The sequence below is a fragment of the Streptomyces sp. NPDC051218 genome, assembly GCF_044455475.1.
In the GTDB taxonomy this organism is placed as follows: domain Bacteria; phylum Actinomycetota; class Actinomycetes; order Streptomycetales; family Streptomycetaceae; genus Streptomyces.
Genome location: NZ_JBITEU010000003.1, coordinates 358,015 through 381,142, shown reverse-complemented (window position 1 = coordinate 381,142; position 23,128 = coordinate 358,015). Strand labels below are relative to the sequence as shown.

Here is a 23,128-nt window from a genome sequence, read left to right as displayed (position 1 = left end):
GAACGCGGGCACGTGAGCGAGGCGGGGCGAAGTGGCGTGAAGAGTGACACCCGGGTGGACGATTCCCCACCTTCGAAGAAGGCACGCAAGGCACCGGACCGGCCGGGCCCACGCAAGGCGCCGGGCCGGGCGCTGTTCATCCTGGCGGTGCTGCTGCCGCCCCGCTTCACACCGGAGAGCGTGCGCTACGACCGGCGCTACCGCACGCTCGACAAGTACCGCTTCATCGCGGGCTTCCTGGCCCTGCCGCTCGCGTTCTACGCCCTGTTCGTCATCTCGCCCTTCGTCCAGGCGATCTACTACTCGTTCACGGACTGGTCCGGCGGTCCCGTGGCGAACTTCATCGGCTTCGACAACTTCACGAAGATGTGGAACGACGAGCGCTTCTGGGAGTCCCTGGAGGTGAGCGTCACCCTGGCGGTCGTCGCCCCGGTGCTCACGCTCGTGCTCGGCATGTTCTTCGCCTACATGATCACGTCGGGCGGCCGGCACCGTAAGGGCCAGGCCATCGCCGGGGTCGCGGGCTCGTCGTTCTACAAGGTCGTCTACTTCTTCCCCCAGGTCCTTTCCGTCGCGATCATCGCGGTCGTCTGGGGCCGTGTCTTCAACACCAACAGCGGTCTGATCAACGGCGGCCTCGACAAGGTGGGCATCGACGGGCCCGCCTGGCTCGGCGGCGACCGCTCGCTCGCCCTCATCGCGGTGATGGTCGTGCTCTCCTGGAGCTTCGTCGGCTTCTACGTGGTGCTGTTCTCCGCCGCGATGGGCGCGATCCCCAGGGACATCTACGAGGCCGCGCTGCTCGACGGCGCGGGCCGGGGGCGGACCTTCTTCAGCGTGACGCTCCCGCTGATCTGGGACACCGTGCGGACCGGCTGGATCTACATGGGCATCCAGGCCCTCGACTCGTTCGCGATCGTGCTCGTGATGGTGCCCGAGCACGTCCTGAAGGTGACCCCGGTCTTCCTCTACGAACGGTTCCGTGACGGTCAATACGGCTATGCCACCTCCATCGGCGTCGTCCTCCTCGTCCTCAGCATGGCGTTCTCGCTGATCGTCATGAGGATCGGGAATCGCGACCGGATCGAATACTGAGCCCGCGGGAGCCACTGCATCATGACCACGACCACCGTGCCCCGCACCGACGCCGCCGACGTACCCCGCCGGGAGGGCGATTCGGCCGGCGGTGCGACCCTCAACGTCTTCTCGCACGCCTTCCTCGTCCTGTGGGTGGTGCTCGCGGCGGGCCCGCTCGTCTGGGTCGCCCTCACCGCGTTCCGTCCCTCGACGGAGATCCTCAGCGATCCGATGGGCTGGCCGGCCTCCTTCCACTGGGAGAACTTCACCAACGCGTGGACCGAGGCCAGCATCGGGCAGTACGCCCTCAACTCGGTGATCATCCTGGCGGGTTCACTGACCGGCACGATGCTGCTCGGGTCGATGGCGGCCTATGTGATCGCCCGCTTCACCTTCCCGGGCAACCGGCTGATCTTCATGCTCTTCGCGGGCGGGATGATGTTCCCGGTCATCCTCGCCCTCGTGCCGCTCTTCGCGGTCATGGAGAACTTCGGCCTCTTGGACACCCGACCTGGCCTGATGATCGCGTACATCGCGTACTCGCTGCCCTTCACCACGTTCTTCCTGACGTCCTTCTTCCGTACGCTGCCGACCGGCGTCCAGGAGGCGGCGATGGTCGACGGGGCCTCGCACACGCGCACGTTCTTCCAGATCATGCTGCCCATGGCCAAGCCCGGCCTGGTAAGCATCGGCATCTTCAACTTCCTCGGCCAGTGGAACCAGTACCTGCTTCCGCTGCTGCTCAACAACGAGGAGGAGAGCCGGTACGTGCTGCCGCAGGGCCTCGCGACGCTGGCGGTCTCGCAGGGCTACCGGGGCGACTGGGGGGCGCTCTTCGCGGGCCTGACGATCGCCATGCTGCCGGTGCTCGTCGTGTACGCGGTCTTCCAGCGCCAGGTGCAGGCGGGGCTCACCGCGGGCGCTCTCAAGTAACCCTGTCCGGCTGTGATTTCAGCTTGGCCACGAAAGTGGTCTAGGCCTGTTGCGGCAATTCCGGCCGTGAGTAATGTCGGCGCCACGGCGCCGCGGGGGGACCTTTGCCCGCGTTCAAGTCGACACCGATGTCGAAGGGTTGAACAGCATGAGGAATCGAGTAATCGCCACCGGTGCGGCAACGCTCGCCATGGCCATGGGACTTACCGCGTGCGGCGGTGACAGCGACAGCGGCGACGGCAAGACCATCAAGCTCGTCGCCGCGGACTACGGCGACAAGGCCTCCAACGCCTCCAAGAAGTACTGGGACGGCGTCAAGAAGGAGTTCGAGAAGGAGAACAAGGGCTACAAGGTCGATGTCCAGGTCATCAACTGGAACGAGATCGACAAGCAGGTCAAGAACATGATCCAGTCGGGCAACCAGCCCGACCTGCTGCAGACCGGCGGCTACGCCGACAAGGTCGCGGACGACCTGCTCTACAAGGCCGACGAGGTCCTCTCGCCCAAGACGAAGGAGAACCTCATCCCCACCTTCGCCAAGGCCGGCGAGGTCAAGGGCACCCAGTACGGCATCCCGTGGGTCTCCTCCAGCCGCGTCATGTTCTACAACAAGGACGTCCTGAAGAAGGCGGGCGTGAAGACCCCGCCCAAGACCTGGGACGAGGTCGCCGCCGCTGCGAAGAAGATCAAGTCCTCCAAGGCCGCCGACACCCCGTACGCCCTGCCGCTCGGCCCCGAGGAGACCCAGGGCGAGACGATGATGTGGGAGCTCGGCAACGGCGGTGGCTACACCGACGAGAGCGGCAAGTACACGCTGGACAGCGCGCAGAACGTCGAGACCTTCGACTGGCTGCAGAAGGAGCTCGTCAAGCCCGGCCTCACGTACTCCAACCCGGCATCCACCGACCGCAAGACGGCCTTCGCCGACTTCGCGGCCGGCAAGGTCGGCATGCTCAACGGCCACCCGAGCCTCATCCAGATGGCCAAGGACGGCAAGGTCGACTACGGCGTCGCGCCGATCCCCGGCAAGGACGCTCCGCTGGAGTCCACCCTCGGCGTGGCCGACTGGATGATGGCGTTCAAGGACGGCGGCGCGGAGAAGGAAGGCGTCAAGAAGTTCCTGGACTTCACGTACTCCAAGAAGATGCTGGAGTTCGACGAGATGTACAACCTGATGCCCGTCACCCAGGACGCGCTCAAGACGATGCAGACCAACGGCAAGCACAAGGACCTGGAGCCGTTCTTCGAGGTCCTGCCGAACGCCAAGTTCTACCCCCTGGGCGACACCTCCTGGGACGTCATCTCCGCCGAGATGAAGAAGACCGGCGGCAAGGCCGCGAGCGACGACCCGAAGACGGTCCTCGGTGACCTGCAGAAGAAGGCGGAAGCGGCGGCTGCCGAGGCCAAGTAGCAGGCAGACAGCTCCCGTTCGCTCCGTACGCAAGGAGACCTTGTGTCACTGAAGGCCCCTCCGCCCCCGGCCGACACCGGCCAGGGACGGAGCGGGCGCGCACCCAGGCCCGTGAGCCGCCGCAGCGGCATCGCCCGGCTCGGCCCGCTGCCCTGGATAGCGCCCGTCATCCTGCTGATCCTCGCCGTGGTCATCTGGCCGGTCGTCGAGCTGATCCGCACCTCGTTCCTCAACATCTCGATCGCCGGCATCGTGCGCGGCAGCGCGGGGACCGACAAGTACAAGAAGCTCTTCGAGGAGACCGACTTCGGGTCGGTCCTGCTCTGGACGGTCGTGTGGACCGTCGTCGTCGTGAGCGTGACGATGCTGCTCTCGCTGGCCCTCGCCCAGCTGTTCAACCAGAAGTTCCCCGGCCGCACCGTCACCCGCTGGGCGCTCATCGCGCCCTGGGCGGCGTCCGTCCTGATGACCGCCATCGGCTTCAAGTGGATGCTCAACCAGACCGCGGGCGTGCTCAACACGCTCATGCTGGACCTCGGCCTCATCGACAAGTCGAAGGACTGGCTCGGCCAGCCGGAGACGGCCTGGCCGTGGATGATGGCCGTCGCGATCTTCGTGTCGCTGCCCTTCACCACGTACACCCTGCTCGCCGGTCTGCAGACCATCCCGGGCGAGGTCTACGAGGCGTCGCGGATCGACGGGGCGAGCCCCTGGCAGACGTACCGGCACATCACCGTGCCGATGCTGCGGCCCGCGTTCCTCGTCGGCGTGGTCATCAACCTCATCAACGTCTTCAACTCCTTCCCGATCATCTGGGCCATGACGCAGGGCGGTCCCGGCTATGACACCTCCACGACCATGGTGTTCATGTACAAGCTGAAGGAGACCGACATCGGCGAATCCGCCGCCATGTCCGTGGTCAACTTCGCGATGGTCGTCGTGCTCGTGCTGATCTTCCTGAAGGTCAGCCGCTGGAACGAGGAGGACTGATGGCCACGGCGACGGAGACCCGCGCGGGGTCCCCGAAGAGCCCCGCGCCCCGGCCGAGGGCCAGGCGCACGTTCCGGCCGCGCACGCTGGTCATCACCGTGGTCGCCTGGGCCCTGGCGGCGATCTTCCTGGCTCCGTACCTGGAGATGGTGATCACCGCGCTCCGGCCCAAGAGCGAGCTGCGGGACCGGACGTACCTGCCGCAGAACCTGGAGTGGTCGAACTTCATCGAGGTCTGGAAGGAGTCGGAGCTCGGCCAGAACCTCCAGGTGACCCTCCTGGTCGCGGGCGGCGCCACGCTCCTGGTGCTCCTGGTCTCGCTGCCCGCCGCGTACTACACGGCGCGCATGCGCTACCGCGGACGCAAGGCCTTCCTGCTGCTCGTCCTGATCACCCAGATGTTCCAGCCCACCGCACTGCTCGTCGGCCTCTACCGCGAGTTCCACCAGCTGGACATGCTCAACTCGGTCTGGACGCTGATCCTCACCAACGCGGCGTTCAACCTCGCGTTCGCCGTGTGGATCCTGACGGCCTACATCAGCTCCATCCCACCGGAGCTGGAGGAGGCGGCCATGGTCGACGGCACCAGCCGCTTCGGCGCCATGGTGAAGGTGACGCTGCCGCTCGCGCTGCCGGGTGTGGTCACCGCGGTGATCTTCACCTTCATCACCTCATGGAACGAGTTCGTGATGGGCCTCACGCTCACCACCGAGCCCGACAAGCAGCCGCTGACCGTCGGCATCAACAACTTCATCGGCGCCTACACCGTGGAGTGGAACTACCTCTTCGCGGCCTCCGTGGTGGCGATCGTGCCGGTCATCGTGCTGTTCGCCTTCATCGAGCGGCACGTGGTCTCGGGTCTCACCGCGGGATCGGTCAAGTAACGGATCGGCCCCCACAGGCCGGGTCTGGGTGGTTTGGGGTGCATCCTCGCCGCTTGGACCCGGCCTGTCCCGCTGTTCGGGAGGGGGATTTCCGTCAAGGACTTGACTGCGCCAACCCGTTCAGCAGAGCTTGGAGTTCACAACTTGTACGGGCGGCGAAGGTGCTGCTTCTACATTTACGTCATACGGAATAAGGGTGGCTGAGTCAATGGAGACTCCGGGGTCGCAGTCGTCGCTGCACCGGGCCAATCTCGAGCGGGTCGTACGTGCCGTACGGCTCGCCGGATCGCTCACTCAGGCGGAGATCGCCAGGACGACGGGCCTGTCCGCGGCCACGGTCTCCAACATCGTCCGGGAGCTCAAGGACGGCGGAACGGTCGAGGTCACGCCCACCTCGGCAGGCGGCCGACGGGCCCGCAGCGTCTCGCTCAGCGGCGACGCCGGCATCGTCATCGGCGTGGACTTCGGCCATACGCACCTGCGCGTGGCCGTGGGCAACCTCGCCCACCAGGTGCTCGCCGAGGAGTCCGAGCCGCTGGACGTGGACGCGTCGGCCGCACAGGGCTTCGACCGCGCCGAGCAGCTGGTCAGCAGGCTGATCGCGGCGACCGGCGTGGACCGCTCGAAGATCGCGGGCATCGGCCTCGGCGTGCCGGGGCCCATCGACGTGGAGTCCGGGACACTCGGCTCGACGTCGATCCTGCCGGGCTGGTCCGGCACGAAGCCCGCCGAGGAGCTCAAGGACCGCATCGGCGTCCCCGTGCACGTCGACAACGACGCCAACCTCGGCGCGCTCGGCGAGCTGGTGTGGGGCAGCGGCCGCGGGGTCAAGGACCTGGCGTACATCAAGGTCGCGAGCGGTGTCGGCGCCGGGCTCGTGATCAGCGGGCGGATCTACCGCGGGCCCGGCGGCACCGCCGGCGAGATCGGGCACATCACCCTGGACGAGTCGGGCCCGGTCTGCCGGTGCGGCAACCGCGGCTGCCTGGAGACCTTCACGGCGGCCCGCTATGTGCTGCCGCTGCTCCAGTCCAGCCACGGCACCGAGCTGACCATGGAGCGCGTGGTCGCCCTCGCGCGTGACGGGGACCCCGGCTGCCGCCGCGTGATCGCCGACGTCGGCCGGCACATCGGCAGCGGCGTGGCCAACCTCTGCAACCTCCTGAACCCCAGCAGGGTCGTCCTCGGCGGTGACCTCGCGGAGGCCGGTGAGCTGGTCCTCGGGCCCATCAGGGAGTCCGTGGGGCGCTATGCGATCCCCAGCGCGGCCCGGCAGCTTTCCGTCCTTCCGGGGGCCCTGGGCGGCCGCGCCGAGGTGCTCGGAGCACTGGCTCTCGCCCTCAGCGAAATGGGCGATTCGACCCTTTTGGACGGCTCTCTCCCTGCGACCGCACCTGCCTTCACTTAGATAACGCATGGCACCGTTGTCATCTCGTTAAGGATTTACTCCTTGACGCTGGTGTGGCGGCCGAGTTGACTTCGAGCCACCTCGGCCGCAACGACGCGGCCACGTCAGGGAGGTTCCCAAATGAACACGCGTATGCGTCGTGCCGCCGTTGCCGTTGCCGCCACCACCATGGCCGTCACCCTCGCCGCCTGTGGCAGTGCCAAGGAGTCCGGCGGTGACAAGGATGAAGCGGGCTCGGGCTCGAAGAAGGGCGACGCGCTGAACATAGGTCTGCTCCTGCCGGAGAACCAGACCGCGCGTTACGAGAAGTTCGACAAGCCGCTGATCGAGAAGCACGTCAAGGAGCTGACCGACGGCAAGGCGAAGGTGACGTACGCCAACGCCAAGCAGGACGCGAACACCCAGAACCAGCAGGCCGACACCATGATCACCAACAAGGTGGACGTGCTGATCGTGGACGCGGTGGACTCCAAGGCCATCGCGGGGTCGGTCAAGAAGGCCAAGGACGCGGGCATCCCGGTCGTGGCGTACGACCGCCTTGCCGAGGGCCCCATCGACGCGTACACCTCCTTCGACAACGAAGAGGTCGGCCGCGTCCAGGGCAAGGCCCTCCTCGAGGCCCTCGGCGACAAGGCCAAGGGCGGCACGATCGTGATGATGAACGGCGCGATCACCGACCCGAACGCCAAGCTCTTCAAGAAGGGCGCCGAGGCCGAGCTCAAGGGCAAGGTCAAGATCGGCAAGTCGTACGACACCAAGGAGTGGAAGCCGGAGAACGCCAACGCCAACATGGAGGGCGCGATCTCGGCGATCGGCAAGGACAAGATCGACGGCGTCTACTCCGCGAACGACGGCATGGCGGGCGGCATCATCACCGCCCTCAAGGCCGCGGGCGTCAGCAAGCTTCCCCCGGTCACGGGCCAGGACGCCGAACTCGCCGGTGTGCAGCGCATCGTCGCGGGCGAGCAGTTCATGAGCGTCTACAAGTCCTACCCGCAGGAAGCCGAGATCGCCGCGAAGATGGCCGTCGCGCTCGGCAAGGGCGAGAAGCTCGACTCGATCGCCAAGACGACCGTCGACAGCCCCACCGCCAAGGACGTTCCCACGGTGCTCGTGCCGGTCGTCTCGCTGACCGACAAGAACATCAAGGAGACCGTCATCAAGGACGGCATCTACGCGGTCGACGAGATCTGCACGGCCAAGTACAAGGCCGACTGCGGCAAGGTCGGCCTGAAGTAAGTCCCCTCGTCTCCACGGGACTTCACCACCATTGAGGCCTGTCCGGCGCCCCGTTCCAACAGCCCCGCAGCTCCAGGCGGGGCGCCGGACAGAAACGCGCTCCGGTCGCGTACAGGTCTTCTCGCTCCTCCCGTTCTTCTCGTTCTTCTCGTTCTCTTCTGTTCAACCTCCCGCCGGTCAGGCGGCGAAGGAGATGGTTCACGTGTCCGCTACGCCCGTGTTGGCGTTGCGCGGGGTCTCCAAGCGATTCGGTGCCGTCCAGGCGCTCACCGACGTCGAGCTTGAGGTCCACGCCGGTGAGGTGGTCGCCCTGGTCGGCGACAACGGCGCAGGAAAGTCCACGCTGGTCAAAACGATCGCCGGCGTGCATCCCATCGATGACGGCGTCATCGAGTGGGAGAACAAGGCCGTCCAGATCAACAAGCCGCACGACGCCCAGAACCTGGGCATCGCGACCGTCTACCAGGACCTCGCGCTGTGCGACAACATCGACGTCGTCGGCAATCTCTACCTCGGTCGTGAGCTGCGCAGGCGCGGAGTGCTCAACGAGGTCGAGATGGAGCGCCGCGCCCGCGAGCTCCTCACCACGCTGTCGATCCGCATACCCAGCGTCCGCATCCCGATCGCCTCGCTCTCCGGCGGTCAGCGCCAGACGGTGGCGATCGCCCGCTCGATGCTCGGCGAGCCCAAGCTCGTCATCCTCGACGAGCCCACCGCGGCGCTCGGCGTCGAGCAGACCGCCCAGGTCCTCGACCTGGTGGAGCGGCTGCGCGAGCGTGGCCACGCGGTCATTCTCATCAGCCACAACATGGCGGACGTCAAGGCCGTCGCGGACAAGGTGGCGGTGCTCCGGCTCGGCCGGAACAACGGCGTCTTCGACGTGAAGTCCACCTCGCAGGAAGAGATCATCTCCGCCATCACGGGCGCCACGGACAATGCCGTGACCCGTCGCGCGGCGCGCAATGGGGAGGCCCAGAAGTGAGCAGCATCGACAAGACCTCCACGCCCGGCGACGCGCCCGTCGACGCCCCCGCGGCCGCCGCCGACGCCGTCACCGCGGTGGACCCCCGCCTGCTCGTGCGCGAGCAGGGCTTCGCGGGCTACATCACCGAGTTCAAGCGGAAGATGCGCGCCGGTGACCTGGGTTCCATACCCGTCGTCGCGGGCCTCATCATCATCTGGGCGATCTTCGCCTCGATGAACTCGCGCTTCATGACCGCGGAGAACCTCAGCAACATCTCCGTCGCCATGGTCGGCACCGGCATGATCGCGGTCGGCATCGTCTTCGTGCTGCTGCTCGGCGAGATCGACCTGTCGGTCGGCTCGGTCAGCGGTGTCGCGGGCGCGGTCGCCGCCGTGCTCGCCGTCACGCACGGCGCACCCGAGTGGGTCGCGCTGATCGTCGCCGTACTCTCCGGCACCGTGATCGGCACGATCCACGGCTTCTTCTTCGCGCGCATCGGCGCCCCGGCGTTCGCCGTCACCCTGGCGGGCCTGCTGTTCTGGCAGGGCTTCATGCTCCAGATCCTGGGTGACAACGGCACCATCAACCTCGACTCCGAGGGCCTGATCGCCAAGCTGACCTCGTACTACTTCACGGACGTCGCCGCGGCCTACGGCCTCGCGGTCGTCGCGGTCGCCGCGTTCTTCCTCTCCTCGTTCCTGGACAGCCGCCGCCGCGAGGCGGCCGGTGTCCCGTCCCGGCCGCTGAGCGAGATCATCGTCCGTACCGCGGTCCTGGCCGTGGTGGCCTTCGCCGCCGCGATCATGTTCAACCAGTACAAGGGCCTGCCCCTCGCCCTGGTGATCTTCCTGGTGGTCCTGGTCGGCACCGACTTCGTGCTCCGCCGCACCGGCTACGGCCGCAAGGTCTTCGCGCTCGGCGGCAGCGTCGAGGCGTCCCGCCGCGCGGGCATCAACGTCACCCTGATCCGTACGTCGGTCTACGCGATCGCCGGTACGTTCGCCGCGGCCGGTGGCCTCTTCATGGCCTCCAAGATCGCCGCCGCCAACCAGGGCGCCGGTACCGGTGACCTCCTGATGAACGCCATCGCGGCGGCCGTCATCGGCGGCACCAGCCTCTTCGGTGGCCGGGGCCGCACCTGGAACGCCCTCCTGGGTGTCATGGTCATCACCTCGATCCAGTACGGCCTTGCGCTCGAAGGCATCGCAACGCCGGTCCAGTACATGATCACTGGTGGCGTACTGCTCGCCACGGTCGTGATCGACTCCGTGACGCGCAAGACCCAGAAGACGGCAGGACGCGCCTGACCTGCCAGAACCCGGAACAGGGCTGCCCGGCACCGCAACGGCGCGGTGCCGGGCAGCTCGCTGTCCGCCCCCTGTCTACCGCCGATCGCGTGACGTGGAACTCACGGCCCGGACTCCGCCGCCGACGGCGGAACATTAGACTCAACAGGCCCGGCAACAATCCGGTCAACGCTTGAACAGCTCTACTGCACGCTCTACTGCAAGGAGGCACGGGTGCCGCTGCTGACCCGCATCAGGGGACCGCGCGATCTGGACCGGCTCAGCCTGGAGGAGCTGAACCAGCTGGCCGGCGAGATCCGCGCCTTCCTCGTCGACGCAGTGTCCAAGACAGGCGGCCACCTCGGCCCCAACCTCGGCGTGGTCGAGCTCACCATCGCCATGCACCGCGTCTTCGAGTCCCCGCAGGACAAGGTGCTCTTCGACACCGGCCACCAGAGCTACGTGCACAAGCTGCTCACCGGCCGCCAGGACTTCGGCAAGCTGCGCACCAAGGGCGGCATCTCCGGCTACCCCTCGCGTGCCGAGTCCGACCACGACGTGATCGAGAACTCGCACGCCTCCACCGTCCTCGGTTGGGCCGACGGCCTCGCCAAGGCCAACGAGGTGCAGGGCAAGGACGACCATGTCGTCGCCGTCATCGGTGACGGCGCGCTCACCGGCGGCATGGCCTGGGAGGCGCTGAACAACATCGCCGCCGCCAAGGACCGCCCCCTGGTGATCGTCGTCAACGACAACGAGCGGTCGTACGCCCCCACCATCGGCGGCCTCGCGAACCACCTGGCGACCCTGCGCACCACCGATGGCTACGAGCGCTTCCTGGCCCGCGGCAAGGACCTCCTGGAGCGCACCCCGGTCGTCGGCAGGCCCCTGTACGAGACGCTGCACGGCGCGAAGAAGGGCCTCAAGGACTTCATCGCCCCGCAGGGCATGTTCGAGGACCTCGGCCTGAAGTACGTCGGCCCCATCGACGGCCACGACATCGAGGCCCTGGAGTCCGCCCTGGTGCGCGCCAAGCGCTTCGGCGGCCCGGTCATCGTGCACTGCATCACCGAGAAGGGCCGCGGCTACAAGCCCGCCGAGGAGGACGAGGCCGACCACTTCCACGGCATCGGCCCGATCCACCCCGACACCGGCCTGCCCATCGCCGCGGGCGGCATGGACTGGACGTCCGTCTTCGGCGAGGAGATGGTCAAGCTCGGCCACGAGCGCGAGGACATCGTCGCGATCACCGCCGCCATGCTCCAGCCGGTCGGCCTGCAGAAGTTCGCCAAGGCGTTCCCCGACCGGGTCTACGACGTCGGCATCGCCGAGCAGCACGCCGCCGTCTCCGCGGCCGGCCTCGCCACCGGCGGCCTGCACCCCGTCTTCGCCGTCTACGCGACGTTCCTCAACCGCGCCTTCGACCAGCTCCTGATGGACGTGGCCCTGCACAAGTGCGGCGTCACCTTCGTCCTGGACCGGGCGGGCGTCACCGGCACGGACGGCGCGTCGCACAACGGCATGTGGGACATGTCGATCCTGCAGTGCGTGCCCACCCTGCGCATCGCCGCCCCGCGCGACGCCGACCAGGTCCGCCTGCAGCTGCGCGAGGCCGTCGAGGTCACGGACGCCCCGACCGTCGTGCGCTACTCCAAGGGCGCGGTCGGTCCCGCGGTCAAGGCCGTCGGCAAGGTCGGCGGCATGGACGTCCTGCGCAAGGCGGGCACCAGCCACCCCGACGTGCTCCTGGTCTCGGTGGGCGCGCTCGCTCCCATGTGCCTGGAGATCGCCGACCTCCTCAACAAGCAGGGCATCACCACGACGGTCGTCGACCCCCGCTGGGTCAAGCCCGTCGACGAGGCGCTCGCCCCGCTCGCCGAGAAGCACCGCGTCGTCGTCACCGTCGAGGACAACTCCCGCGCCGGCGGCGTCGGTTCGGCCGTCTCCCAGGCCCTGCGCGACGCGGGCGTCGACGTACCGCTGCGCGACTTCGGCATCCCGCCGCGCTTCCTGGACCACGCGTCCCGCAAGGAGATCATGGCCGAGATCGGCCTGACCGCCCCGGACATCGCCCGCCAGGTGACCGGCCTCGTCGCCAAGCTCGACGGCCGCTTCGAGCGCCCGGCGGCCGTCGACTCGGTCGAGGCGGGGGAGCCCGCGCGCGACTGACGTCAACGACCACCGCCGATGGGCCGGTTCCGACACCCTGTACGGGTGGTGGAACCGGCCCATTCGCGTGAATAGGCTCGCGCCGGGGCCAATGGGGTACCCGCCCTCTCGATCATGTCGAGGACGACAAGCGTGGAGGTACGTCCGTGGCAAGCAGCCTTTTCAGAACGAAGAGCATCGAGCAGTCCATCCAGGACACCGAGGAGCCGGAGCACCAGCTCAAGAAGTCGCTGTCCGCCCTTGATCTCACGGTCTTCGGCGTCGGCGTCGTCATCGGCACCGGCATCTTCGTGCTGACCGGGGCGGTGGCCAAGGAGACCGCCGGGCCCGCCACCGCGATCGCCTTCGCCGTCGCCGGAGTCGTCTGCGCCCTCGCGGCGCTCTGCTACGCGGAGTTCGCCTCCACCGTGCCGGTGGCCGGATCGGCGTACACCTTCTCGTACGCCTCGCTCGGCGAGCTGCCCGCCTGGACCATCGGCTGGGACCTGGTCCTGGAATTCGCGCTCGGCACGGCGGTGGTCGCCGTCGGCTGGTCCGGCTATGTGCGCTCCCTGATGGACAACGCGGGCTGGGAGCTGCCCGCGGCACTCTCCGGGCCCGACGCCTCCGATGGCTTCAGCTTCGACATCCTCGCCACCGCGCTGGTGCTCGTCCTGACGGTCGTCCTGGTCCTCGGGATGAAGCTCTCCGCCCGCGTCACCACGGTCATCGTCGCCATCAAGGTGGCCGTCGTCCTGATCGTCATCATCGCGGGTGCCTTCTTCATCGACGCCGACAACTACAAGCCGTTCATCCCCAAGGCGCAGGAAGTGCCCGCGGGCAACAGCATCGATTCCCCGCTCATCCAACTGATGTTCGGCTACGCGCCCACCAACTTCGGCGTGCTCGGCATCTTCACCGCGGCCTCCATCGTCTTCTTCGCCTTCATCGGCTTCGACATCGTGGCCACCGCGGCCGAGGAGACGAAGTTGCCCCAGCGGGACATGCCGCGCGGCATCCTCGGGTCGCTCCTGATCTGCACCGTCCTGTACGTCGCCGTGTCGATCGTCGTCACGGGCATGCAGCACTACAGCGAACTATCGGTGGACGCCCCGCTCGCCGACGCCTTCAAGGCCACCGGGCATCCCTTCTACGGCGGTGTGATCAGCTTCGGCGCGGCCGTCGGCCTCACCACGGTCTGCATGATCCTGCTGCTCGGCCAGACCCGTGTCTTCTTCGCGATGAGCCGCGACGGTCTGCTGCCGCGGTTCTTCTCGCACGTCCACCCGAAGTACCGCACGCCGCACCGGCCGACCATCCTGCTCGGCGTCCTCATCGCGATCCTCGCGGGCTTCACCAGCCTCGACGAGCTCGCCGAACTGGTGAACATCGGCACGCTCTTCGCCTTCGTCGTGGTCGCCCTGAGCGTCATCATCCTGCGCCGCACCCGCCCGGACCTGCCGCGCGCCTTCCGCACCCCGCTGGTGCCGCTCGTACCCATCCTCTCGGTGGCCGCATCGGTGTGGCTGATGCTGAACCTGCCGGCCGAGACGTGGCTGCGGTTCGCCGTCTGGATGGCGCTCGGCTTCGTCGTCTACTTCGTGTACGGGCGCTCGCACAGCCGGCTCGGCCGGGAGGGCAAGCAGCAGACCGGTGACGTCCGGTAATCGTATCGGTCACTTCCAGTCAATCGTCCGGCCCCGTATGTCCCGATCCGATGGGAACTGCGGGGCCGGATAGCGTGCACCTCATGCTCGCCGAGCCCTCCGCATCACCACGCTCCGTACACGGGCCGCGGCTGTCCCGCCCGCGTACGGAGTCGTACTGGCCGCGTCTGCTCCCCCTCCTCGCCGCCCTGGCCTGCGTCACCCGGATCCCCTCTTTCCGGTGGCCGCTGTGGAGCCCGGACGAGGGCTATATCGCCGTCCAGGCAAGGATGCTGGCCGACGGGGGAGAGCTCTACGAAACGGTCGTCGACCGCAAGCCGCCGCTCGTCCCCTGGCTGTACGAGGGGGCGTTCGCGCTCTTCGGCGACGGGACGCTGCTCCCGCTGAAGGTGCTCGCGGTGGCGGCCCAGTTCCTGACCGCCGTGCTCCTCGTCTGCATCGCAAGGCGCCGCTGGGGCGACGGCGCCGGCCGTACGGCCGGCGTGCTCTACCTCCTCGTCTCGGTGGGGCTGAACCCCGAGGACGCCCAGGCGGCCACCTTCGAGGTCTTCATGCTGCCGTGCACGGCGGCCGCCCTGTGGTGCGCGGACCGGCGCCGCTGGGGGGCGGCGGGTGCGGCGGTCGCCTGCGCGTTCCTCGCCAAGCAGACCGGGGGAGCGGTCCTGGTGCCGGTGGTGTGGCTGCTGTGGCAGGCGGGCGGCGCCCGAAGGGACGTACTGCGCATGGGAGTTGGCCTGACCGCCCCGGTCCTCGCGGCGGCGGCTCTCACGCATCCGGCGGGATTCCTGTTCTGGACGGTGACGGGCTCGGGGGCGTACGCCTCCTTCACCGGCTCCGAACTCCACGTGCTCTTCAGGGGCCTGACGAACACGGCGATCCTCGCGGTGGCCTGCGGGGGGATCATCCCGCCCGTCGTACGGGTCCTGCGCATCGCCCGCACAGGCTCCACAGAGCTGTGGCTCTGGCTCGCCTCATCGGCGGCAGCGGTCCTGGCCGGCTTCCACTTCTTCGGCCACTACTACCTCCAACTCACCCCACCTCTGGCCCTCTTGGCCACGGCAGCGCTCCACATCCTGCCTCGGGAGCGCACACGGACGGCGGTGTCGGTCTCGGCCGCCGCCTGCGCACTGTTCCTGACCTGGGGAATGCTCGCGCCCCGCCCCGAACTGGCGCACGCCACGCGCCTGGCGGAGACGGTCCGCGCGCTCACATCACCCCAGGACAAAGTGCTGTTCTGGGGGATACACCCGGAGACGTACTGGCTGTCCGACCGCACCCCCGCGAGCCGCTACCTCACGGCAGGGCTCCTGACCAACTACAGCGGCGGCAGGAACGGCCCCCAGGTGGGCGAAAGGTACGCGGTCGAGGGCTCCTGGAGGGTCTTCCGCCGAGAACTGGAGGACCACCCACCAACGATCATCATCGACGACTCCCAGGGCAAGCCGTTCACGCCGACCCGACTGCCGTCCCTGCGACGAATCCTCACGGTCGGGTACGAGCCGGTGGGGCGGGTGGGGGGAGCGGTGGTGTACGCACGAACGGACCGAGGTCAGCTGTCGCGGACCGTTCGGGGGCCCACCGATAGTGCTCCCAACTCGTCGACCCTTCGGCGCAGCTCGCGGTCGGCCGTGACGACCACGCAGGGTCTGTCCGCCGCCTCGGCGACCAGCTCCACGATGCGGTCGTCGCCGCTGCCGGGTGCGGGGACCACGCGTACGCCCTCGACCGACTCGACGTAGCGGGCCGCGCCCTCCACCACGAGGGTGATGTCCAGCGGCCCCGGATGACCCGGGATGCCCGTGTCGGCGTACGCGACGAGCCGGTCCCGCAGGCGCTCGGCCGCCCCGTGCCGGTCGCGCCACCAGCCGTCGGGCACCGAGCCCACGACGTTGGCGGCGTCCACGACCAGGAGAGTTCTCATGGCGCCACCCTGGCACACCGGCGGCCGGGCCCCGGCCGGAAGCCGCGTGCGTCAAACGTAGACTTAAGGCCCATAGGCAGCCACGGTCCACGGGCTGGCCAGAGCACCGCAGCAGACGACCACTCGCAGGAAGGCCGACGCCGAGTCATGCCGCAGAGGTCCGCACCCGGGCCCGAGGGAGAATCCTCCCGCCGGGCCGCCGCCGGCCACGCCGCGACAGGCACCCTCGCGACAGGGCGCTGGCTGCTGCGGGGCACGGACGGCAGGCTCACCGCCTATGCCCGCGCGGACGAGGGCCTGCTGCGCTGGACGGAGGCCCGCCCCGGCGGCCCGGAGTGGTCGGGCCCGGAATTCTTCGAGGCACCGGACCTGACGCACCTCACCCTGGCCCAGGGTGTCGACGGGTACGTCCACTTCATCGGCCTGCGCAAGCGCGGGACGGAGGTCGACGTGGTGCACAGCATCCAGTACCAGTCGGGCCGCCCGCTCATGGACTGGCGCTCACTCGGCAACCCGCACACCAAGATGGTCGAGCGCGCCCCGCACCTCGGCGCCCCGACCGCCGCCGTGGACGCCGCGGGCTCGGTCCACGTCTTCGTGCGCGACGCGGTGAACAGCGTCCGGCTGCGGCGCGAGGGCAAGGGCGGCAAGTGGGAGGGGTGGAAGGACTTCAAGGTCCGCGAGGTCCTCGACGGCATCACGGCCGTCGCCACCTCCACCGGCCGGATCGAAGTCTTCGGCCCGGCACGGAACAAGACGCTGCACTGGACCCAGGACAAGCAGGGCGCCGACTTCCAGCGCACCGACGATATTGCCCTGCCCCCGTCCCCCGGTTCGGGCACGGCCCTGGAGACGGCCGACGACCGCCTCACGTACTACGCCACGGACGCCCGCGGCTCAGGCGTGGTCGCGCACCGCGGTGTCGACGAGGACACGCGGCCCCTCGGTGGAGCCCCGGACACCGGCCACACGGCAGCCGTCCGCGCGACGATAGAGGGCCACGACTGCACGGTCCTCGCCCACCGGGGAGCGGACGGCCGCCCGGTCATAGCGGCCTACCCCACGGAGGACGAGAAGGCGGGCATCTGGTGGGCCGAGACGGGCGAACCCTGCCTGGGCTCCCCGGCGTTGGCGCTGGACGCGCAGGGCCGCGTGGTCATGGCGGCCATCGGCCTGGACGGCACGCTGCGGCTCGCGCGCCAGAAGGCGGAGTCGGGCCTCGCGCTGGAGGCGTGGACGCGGGTCTGAGGGAGCGCGGGTGAGGGAGCGCTGGTCTGAGGGGTACTGACACCGCGGCCTCGGCCGGCGACCTCACCGCTCACGAACCCCCGCCCCGCACGGGCGACTTCCTGGCCGACGCGGGCACCGGCTCATCGGTCTTCAGCGCCGACCACAGCTCGTCGGCCTGCGGCTGCGCGGCGACCACGCGGTTCGGGTCGCTCTTGTCGTAGGCCACGGGCAGCGTGACCGTCTCCATGCTCCGGGGATCGAGGCCGTCGAGGCTCCTGGCGAAGGAGGCCAGGTCCGTGAGCGAGGCGAGGCCGGAGTCGGTGGTGAGCGACTTGGTCGCGGCATCGGCGACCTCGTAGAGCTTGTTGGGGTTGCTCAGCGTGCCCTGCTGCTTGATCTCCGAGAGGGCCGCCAGCATGAACTGCTGCTGGAGGCCGATGCGCCCGAGATCACTGCCGTCGCCTATGCCGTGCCGGGTGCGGACGAAGGCCAGCGACTGGGTGCCGTCGAGCCGATGGGTCCCGGCCGCGAGCCGCAGGCCGCTGCCCTTGTCGTCGATCGGCTTGTCCGTGGTGACGGTGACGCCGCCGAGCGCGTCGACCAGCCCCTTGAAACCGGCGAAGTCGATCTCCACGAAGTGGTCCATGCGGATGCCGGTCATGTTCTCGACCGTCTTCACCACACAGGCCGGGCCACCCGCGGTGTAGACGGAGTTGAACATCACGCGCCGGGCCTCCGGCAGCTTCCTGCCGTCGGCGGTGGCGCACCCCGGCCGCGTCACCAGCGTGTCCCGCGGAATGCTCACCGCGGTCGCCCGGCCGCCGCCCGCGGGCAGATGCACCACCATGGCGGTGTCTGACCGGGCCGTGCCGCCGGTGTCGCCGCCCGCCAGGCCCTTGTTGTCACCGGACCGCGAGTCGGAGCCGATGACGAGGATGTCCTGGCTGCCGTTGTCGGTGTCGGCGGGGCGGTCCATGCCGAGGGCGGCGTTGATGTCGACGCTGCTGAGGTTGCCGGACAGCTGGCGGTAGGCGAGGAAGCCGATGCCACCGCCGACGACGAGCAGCCCCGCCAGGGTCCAGCACACGATTCTTCGGATCTTCCGACCCCGCGGTAGCCCGGCCATGATGTTCGTCCTTCGCGCCCCGTCCCGGAATGGTCCGCCGGGATCGGTGGGGCACGGCCCGGCGCGGGACGTCACACGACGCCCCACTCCATTCGACGGTGCCGCGCACGCTCCGGTGCGGGGGCGAAAGTCCTGACCGGCCGAACGGAAGTCCCGAGTGGGATTTTGGAATCGGCAAGGACCTTTGTCCCTGCCGGTCAGGACCAAAGCGTCCCGGTTCGATTCACCCTCCCCCGTAAGGTTGGAAATTCCGCTCTCGCGTGACGTTCCTTACGTGGCGTTCTTTATCGGCTGGTGGCTGAGGGGTTATGAAACGGCATTCGCTGAAGGATGTCCAACAGCAGACGTGCAAGAGGCGCGATGCCTGGTGGACGGTTCTTCTCGTGGACCCCGTAGCCACCCGACTCGTCCGGTTCCTCGCGCGCTTCGAACGCGTCACGCCGAACGGCGTGACGTGGTCGGCGCTCCTTCTCGGCATCGCGGCGGCCGGCTTCTTCGTGCGGGGCGACCAGCTGTCCCTCGTCGTCGGCGCGCTTCTCTACCACGTGAGCTTCATCCTCGACTGCGTCGACGGGAAACTTGCCCGCCTCAAAGGGAACGGCACGGTGTTCGGGGGCTGGCTCGACTACGTCTTCGACCGGATACGGGTGCTGTGCTGCGCCATCGCCCTGATGGGCGGCCAGTATCTGTGCACCGACGACGAGTGGTACCTCGTGGGCGCGCTGGCGGTCGTCTTCCTCGACATGCTCCGGTACGTCGACGCCCTGCAGATCTACAAGATGCGGGTGGCGATGCGACGCAGGATCGAGGACCTGGCCGCCGAGCGAGGGCAGGGCGGACGGGCCGGCAACACCCCGCCGGTGGTCTTCATGGAGGACCTGATGCGGGAGAACCCGGACCTCGACCCCGAGCGGCAGCAACCGCCCCGCAGCGTGACCGTCGTCGACCTGCACGCAGGGTTCCGCGGCCGCTTCCCCTGGTACGCCCGCGTACGCAGGACACTGACCGAGCACCGTATCCGGCCGCATCTGGTGAGCGGAATCGAATTCCAGATGGCGATCTTCATCATCGCGCCGCTGACGGGATGCATTCTGCCCGTCACGGTGGTCGCCGGCGTACTGCTCGCCCTTTTCGAATTGGCCATCATGTACAAATTCTGGCTCTCCACACGGGATTTCAGCCGCGTCATGGAGAAACGGGAGTGGAGCCTCATATGACGCCGAGACTGAGCATCATCGTCCCCTTCTACGGGGTGGAGGAGTACCTCTTCGACTGCCTCCAGTCGATCGCCGAACAGACCTTCCGTGATTTCGAAGTCGTTCTCGTGGACGACGAGTCACCGGACAACAGCGCGGACATCGCCCGTGATTTCGTGGCACGGGATCCGCGTTTCCGCCTCGTCTCACAGCGCAACGGCGGACTCGGCCACGCACGGAACACGGGATTCACGCACGCGGACCCGGGTTCCGAGTTCATCACCTTCGTCGACAGCGACGACGTACTGCCGAACTACGCCTACAGCGTGATGGTCAAGTCCCTCGAAGAGAGCGGGTCCGATTTCGTCGCGGGAAATGTCCACCTGCTGTACGGCGCGGGCACCCGGCAGTCCCCGCTGCACGCCCCGCTGGCGAAGAAGCGGACGCGAACGCACATCAGCGAGGTGCCCGACCTCGTCAATGACCGCACGGCCTGGAACAAGGTGTTCCGCCGTGACTTCTGGGAGAAGCACGCCTTCGCCTTCCCCGTCGGGGTCCTCTACGAGGACACCCCGGTCACCATGCCCGCCCACCACAAGGCGACCGCCGTCGACGTGATCGAGCGGCCCGTCTACTACTGGCGCCAGCGCGAGGGCTCGTCGGCGCCCTCGATCACCCAGCGGCGCACGGAGGTCAAGGGCCTCGTCGACCGCGTCGCCGCCTGCGACGGCGTCAGCCGCATGCTGGCCGAGGCCGACGCCGCCGACGGCCGACGGCGCAAGTACGAGTACGACCTGCGCGTCCTCACCTCCGACCTCCCGCCGTTCATGAAGGTCCTCCTCGACGCCGACGACGCGTTCCGCGCCCGGTTCCAGGAGCTGACCCGCGACTACCTCGGCCGCGTCGAGGCGGAGGTCCTCGACGCGCTGCCCGCCCAACTCCGCCTGAAATGGCACCTGGTGCGGTCCGACGCATACGAGGACCTGCTCGCCCTGTTGGCCAGGGAGCGGCGCGGCGAGAAGCTCGCCGTGCGCCACGGCCTGCGGCACGCCTACCTGAAGTACACCCCCGAGGTCACCGGCCGGCGCGTGCCCAAGTCCGTTCTGCGCTGCGACGACGAGCTCTCGGCCCGCGCCGTCCTGACCGACGTCAGCTGGCAGGACGGCCGCATGCGGGTCGAGGGGTACGCCTACATCCGGCACGTCGACGCGGCCTCGCGCATCGGTTCGTTCAAAGTGGTGGCGCTGCGTGAACGCGGCACCCGCCGCACGCTCCCGGTGCGCGTACGCTCCGTGCGCCGCCCGGACGCCACCGCGGGCTCGGGCCAGTACCACCGCAGCTACGACTGGGCCGGCTTCTCCTTCGAGGTCGACGTCCAACGGCTGCGCCACCGGGGCGAGTTGCACCGCGGCACCTGGGGGCTGCGCATCGGGATCCTCTCCGGCGGCAAGCTGCGCCTGGCCAAGCTCGCCAAGGGCACCCGCGGCTCGGCGAGCCACCCGCCGTACTACTGCCCGGACGAGAAGACGCGCGTGATCCCCGCCTTCGGCGGCGGTGGCCTGCTGCTGCGCGTGGAACCCGTCCGCGCCCTGGTCACCGGCCACCGGCTGTCCGGCGACCACCTCGAACTGCGGATCGACCTCGCCCGGCGCCACCGTGCACGGGCGGCACTGCGCATCCAGCACCTCGCCCTCGGCAAGTACCGCGAGTACCCGATGGAGCAGCTCGGCGGCATGGAAGGCCCCGGGGTGCGCGTCGTCCGCATCCCGGCCCGCGACCTCGCGGAGTTCGGCGTCGACGGCCGGCACGGCTTCCAGCGGATGCTCAACACCTCGGACAGCAACGGCTGGCGCTGCCAACTGGTCCTCGGCAGGAAGACCGTACGCATGATGGTCGACCCGATTCTCGCGGAGGGCCACTACCTCGCCCCGGACCGCCCCGGCGCCGCCGCGGGCAGCAGGCAGCTGGTGGTGCACCAGAACACGTCGGGAGACCTGGCGCTCTACGAGACGGACGTCTTCGCGGTGGCCACCTCGGTGAACTGGGGACCGGAAGGTGAACTCCAGGTCGAGGGAAGCCTGTTGGGATCCCACCGGGTGGGCGGGCGGCTCGTGCTGCACCACCGGGGGCAGAAGGAGGAGTGGACCTTCCCCGTAGAGGTGTCGGGCCACCACTTCCGGGCCACGCTGCACCCGGCCGCCGTCGACTCGCTCGCCGGTACCGTGCCGCTGCGGCCCGGCGCCTGGGACGTACGCTTCCGCGCCGAGGGAACCGACGCGGGCGCCGACAGCCCGGTGCGTCTGGACCGGCCGCTCCTGGGCTCCCTGCCCCTGGCGTACGGAGCGTCCGGCTTCACCGTGGAGCGGGCCCGCTTCAACCAGCTGATCGTCGTGGCCCCGTCCCGCGTCGCCGAACAGGAGCGCGGACCCTACTGGCAGCGCAGGCTCCAGCACGACGTCTACCCCGCCGCACGGCGCGAGCCGCTGCGCGACGCGGTGCTCTACAACAGCTTCACCGGCCGCCAGTTCTCCGGAAACCCGCGCGCCGTCCACGAGGCACTGCTGCGCAGGCATGAACCCCTGGAACACCTCTGGGTCGTGCGTGACGACCAGGTGCAGGTGCCCGCCACGGCCAGGCCCGTGACCATGTGGAGCCGCGAGTGGTACGAAGCCCTCGCGCGCAGCCGCTACATCGTCTCCAACACCCATCTGCCCGAGTGGGTCGAGCGCAGGGAGGGCCAGGTCATCGTCCAGACCTGGCACGGAACACCTCTGAAGCGGATCGCCCACGACATCGAGAACGTGCGCTTCTCCGACCAGCGCTACCTGGAGAAGATGGCCGAGGAGGTGCCCCACTGGAGCCTGCTCGTGTCGCCCAACAGCTTCAGCACCCCGATCCTGCGCCGCGCCTTCCGGTACGAGGGCGAGATCCTGGAGTCCGGCTACCCGCGCAACGACATCCTGTTCTCCGACCGCGCCGCTGACGTGGCCGCCGAGGTGCGCGCCCGCCTCGGCCTGCCGCCCGGCAAACGCGTCGTCCTGTACGCCCCCACCTGGCGGGACGACCTCTTCCACAGCCCCGGCCGCTACAAGCTCGACCTGCGCATCGGCCTGGAGCGGGCCCGTGAGGAGCTCGGCCACGACCACGTCCTGCTGGTGCGCAAGCACCCCAACGTCGTCGACGACGTGCCGGGCGCGGGTGACGGCTTCGTCTTCGACGTCTCCAAGTACCCCGACATCGCCGACCTCTTCGTCGTCACCGACCTGCTCATCACCGATTACTCGTCGCTGATGTTCGACTTCGCGATCACCGGACGCCCGATGTTGTTCTTCACCTACGACATGGAGCGCTACCGCGAGAAGCTCCGCGGCTTCTACTTCGACTTCGAGGCGGAGGCACCGGGCCCACTGATCCCGGACTCCGAGACCCTGCTGCGGGCCATCCGGCGCGTCGACTCCATCGCACCCCAGTACTGGCCCCGCTACCAGCGGTTCCAGTCCCTGTTCTGCGACTTCGACGACGGCCACGCGGCCGACCGTGTCATCGACCGCATGACGGAACTCGCCTGGCCGTTCCGCGAACGGCATGCCGCCCGAGGGCGGCACCGCAAAGCCGCCTGACCCCCGCCCCCCACCACCCCTCACGACT

General features: G+C 68.7%; 16 protein-coding genes and 1 pseudogene. 15 read left to right on the top strand and 2 right to left on the bottom strand.

What is annotated here, in order from left to right:
* The first annotated feature begins 153 nt into the window (after positions 1-153).
* The 12 genes and pseudogenes from ACIBCK_RS12705 to ACIBCK_RS12650 form a co-directional block, all read left to right on the top strand.
* Positions 154-1,095: a carbohydrate ABC transporter permease gene (locus tag ACIBCK_RS12705; RefSeq protein ID WP_399389779.1), complete on the top strand. Its 942-nt coding sequence runs from the start codon at positions 154-156 to the stop codon at positions 1,093-1,095.
* Positions 1,096-1,116: 21 nt separating this feature from the next.
* Complete coding sequence (locus ACIBCK_RS12700; protein ID WP_399389484.1) at positions 1,117-2,010, top strand: carbohydrate ABC transporter permease; 894 nt, start codon at positions 1,117-1,119, stop codon at positions 2,008-2,010.
* Between the two features lie 148 nt (positions 2,011-2,158).
* Positions 2,159-3,421 carry an ABC transporter substrate-binding protein gene (locus ACIBCK_RS12695; RefSeq protein ID WP_399389481.1) on the top strand — a complete coding sequence of 421 codons (1,263 nt, stop codon included), beginning with the start codon at positions 2,159-2,161 and terminating at the stop codon, positions 3,419-3,421.
* Between the two features lie 42 nt (positions 3,422-3,463).
* Positions 3,464-4,411 (top strand): carbohydrate ABC transporter permease, encoded by a 948-nt coding sequence (locus ACIBCK_RS12690; RefSeq protein ID WP_399389479.1) that lies wholly within the window; start codon positions 3,464-3,466, stop codon positions 4,409-4,411.
* Positions 4,411-5,295 carry a carbohydrate ABC transporter permease gene (locus ACIBCK_RS12685; protein ID WP_399389477.1) on the top strand — a complete coding sequence of 295 codons (885 nt, stop codon included), beginning with the start codon at positions 4,411-4,413 and terminating at the stop codon, positions 5,293-5,295. Before ACIBCK_RS12690 ends, ACIBCK_RS12685 begins: the two co-directional genes overlap by 1 nt.
* A 208-nt stretch (positions 5,296-5,503) precedes the next feature.
* Entirely contained in the window at positions 5,504-6,703 is a 1,200-nt protein-coding gene (locus ACIBCK_RS12680) for an ROK family protein (RefSeq protein WP_399389475.1), read from the top strand.
* Positions 6,704-6,823: 120 nt separating this feature from the next.
* Entirely contained in the window at positions 6,824-7,942 is a 1,119-nt protein-coding gene (locus ACIBCK_RS12675) for a sugar ABC transporter substrate-binding protein (RefSeq protein ID WP_399389473.1), read from the top strand.
* A 193-nt stretch (positions 7,943-8,135) separates the two neighbouring features.
* The gene (locus ACIBCK_RS12670) at positions 8,136-8,924 is read left to right on the top strand and encodes an ATP-binding cassette domain-containing protein (RefSeq protein ID WP_399389472.1); all 789 of its coding nucleotides are present in this window, start codon (positions 8,136-8,138) and stop codon (positions 8,922-8,924) included.
* Positions 8,921-10,213 carry a sugar ABC transporter permease gene (locus ACIBCK_RS12665; protein WP_399389470.1) on the top strand — a complete coding sequence of 431 codons (1,293 nt, stop codon included), beginning with the start codon at positions 8,921-8,923 and terminating at the stop codon, positions 10,211-10,213. Before ACIBCK_RS12670 ends, ACIBCK_RS12665 begins: the two co-directional genes overlap by 4 nt.
* Positions 10,214-10,426: 213 nt before the next feature.
* A complete protein-coding gene (gene dxs / locus ACIBCK_RS12660) occupies positions 10,427-12,361 on the top strand; it encodes a 1-deoxy-D-xylulose-5-phosphate synthase (RefSeq protein WP_399389469.1) in 1,935 nt (644 codons plus the stop codon).
* Positions 12,362-12,507: 146 nt separating this feature from the next.
* Positions 12,508-14,007 (top strand): amino acid permease, encoded by a 1,500-nt coding sequence (locus ACIBCK_RS12655; RefSeq protein ID WP_399389467.1) that lies wholly within the window; start codon positions 12,508-12,510, stop codon positions 14,005-14,007.
* 83 nt (positions 14,008-14,090) lie between these two features.
* Positions 14,091-15,548: pseudogene (locus tag ACIBCK_RS12650) on the top strand (ArnT family glycosyltransferase); the annotation flags it as partial.
* 8 nt (positions 15,549-15,556) lie between these two features.
* On the opposite strand, the gene ACIBCK_RS12645 reads toward ACIBCK_RS12650, so the two are convergent.
* Positions 15,557-15,928, bottom strand: coding sequence for an NTP pyrophosphohydrolase (locus ACIBCK_RS12645; RefSeq protein WP_399389466.1), 372 nt, complete (start codon positions 15,926-15,928; stop codon positions 15,557-15,559).
* Between the two features lie 147 nt (positions 15,929-16,075).
* Between ACIBCK_RS12645 and ACIBCK_RS12640 the strand changes: the two genes are divergently transcribed.
* A complete protein-coding gene (locus ACIBCK_RS12640; RefSeq protein ID WP_399389464.1) occupies positions 16,076-17,176 on the top strand; it encodes a hypothetical protein in 1,101 nt (366 codons plus the stop codon).
* Positions 17,177-17,246: 70 nt separating this feature from the next.
* Here the strand turns inward: ACIBCK_RS12640 and ACIBCK_RS12635 are convergent, their stop codons facing one another.
* Positions 17,247-18,284 carry an LCP family protein gene (locus tag ACIBCK_RS12635; protein WP_399389463.1) on the bottom strand — a complete coding sequence of 346 codons (1,038 nt, stop codon included), beginning with the start codon at positions 18,282-18,284 and terminating at the stop codon, positions 17,247-17,249.
* Between the two features lie 383 nt (positions 18,285-18,667).
* Here ACIBCK_RS12635 and ACIBCK_RS12630 point away from each other — a divergent pair, with 383 nt between their 5' ends.
* A complete protein-coding gene (locus ACIBCK_RS12630; protein ID WP_399389461.1) occupies positions 18,668-19,501 on the top strand; it encodes a CDP-alcohol phosphatidyltransferase family protein in 834 nt (277 codons plus the stop codon).
* Positions 19,498-23,100, top strand: coding sequence for a CDP-glycerol glycerophosphotransferase family protein (locus ACIBCK_RS12625; protein ID WP_399389459.1), 3,603 nt, complete (start codon positions 19,498-19,500; stop codon positions 23,098-23,100). Before ACIBCK_RS12630 ends, ACIBCK_RS12625 begins: the two co-directional genes overlap by 4 nt.
* Positions 23,101-23,128 lie beyond the last annotated feature (28 nt).

Coding starts and splice junctions, on each gene's coding strand:
- ACIBCK_RS12700 (WP_399389484.1), top strand. CDS start 1,117: ATGACCACGACCACCGTGCCCCGCACCGACGCCGCCGACGTACCCCGC.
- ACIBCK_RS12695 (WP_399389481.1), top strand. CDS start 2,159: ATGAGGAATCGAGTAATCGCCACCGGTGCGGCAACGCTCGCCATGGCC.
- ACIBCK_RS12685 (WP_399389477.1), top strand. CDS start 4,411: ATGGCCACGGCGACGGAGACCCGCGCGGGGTCCCCGAAGAGCCCCGCG.
- ACIBCK_RS12680 (WP_399389475.1), top strand. CDS start 5,504: ATGGAGACTCCGGGGTCGCAGTCGTCGCTGCACCGGGCCAATCTCGAG.
- ACIBCK_RS12675 (WP_399389473.1), top strand. CDS start 6,824: ATGAACACGCGTATGCGTCGTGCCGCCGTTGCCGTTGCCGCCACCACC.
- ACIBCK_RS12670 (WP_399389472.1), top strand. CDS start 8,136: ATGGTTCACGTGTCCGCTACGCCCGTGTTGGCGTTGCGCGGGGTCTCC.
- ACIBCK_RS12645 (WP_399389466.1), bottom strand. CDS start 15,928: ATGAGAACTCTCCTGGTCGTGGACGCCGCCAACGTCGTGGGCTCGGTG.
- ACIBCK_RS12640 (WP_399389464.1), top strand. CDS start 16,076: ATGCCGCAGAGGTCCGCACCCGGGCCCGAGGGAGAATCCTCCCGCCGG.
- ACIBCK_RS12635 (WP_399389463.1), bottom strand. CDS start 18,284: ATGGCCGGGCTACCGCGGGGTCGGAAGATCCGAAGAATCGTGTGCTGG.
- ACIBCK_RS12625 (WP_399389459.1), top strand. CDS start 19,498: ATGACGCCGAGACTGAGCATCATCGTCCCCTTCTACGGGGTGGAGGAG.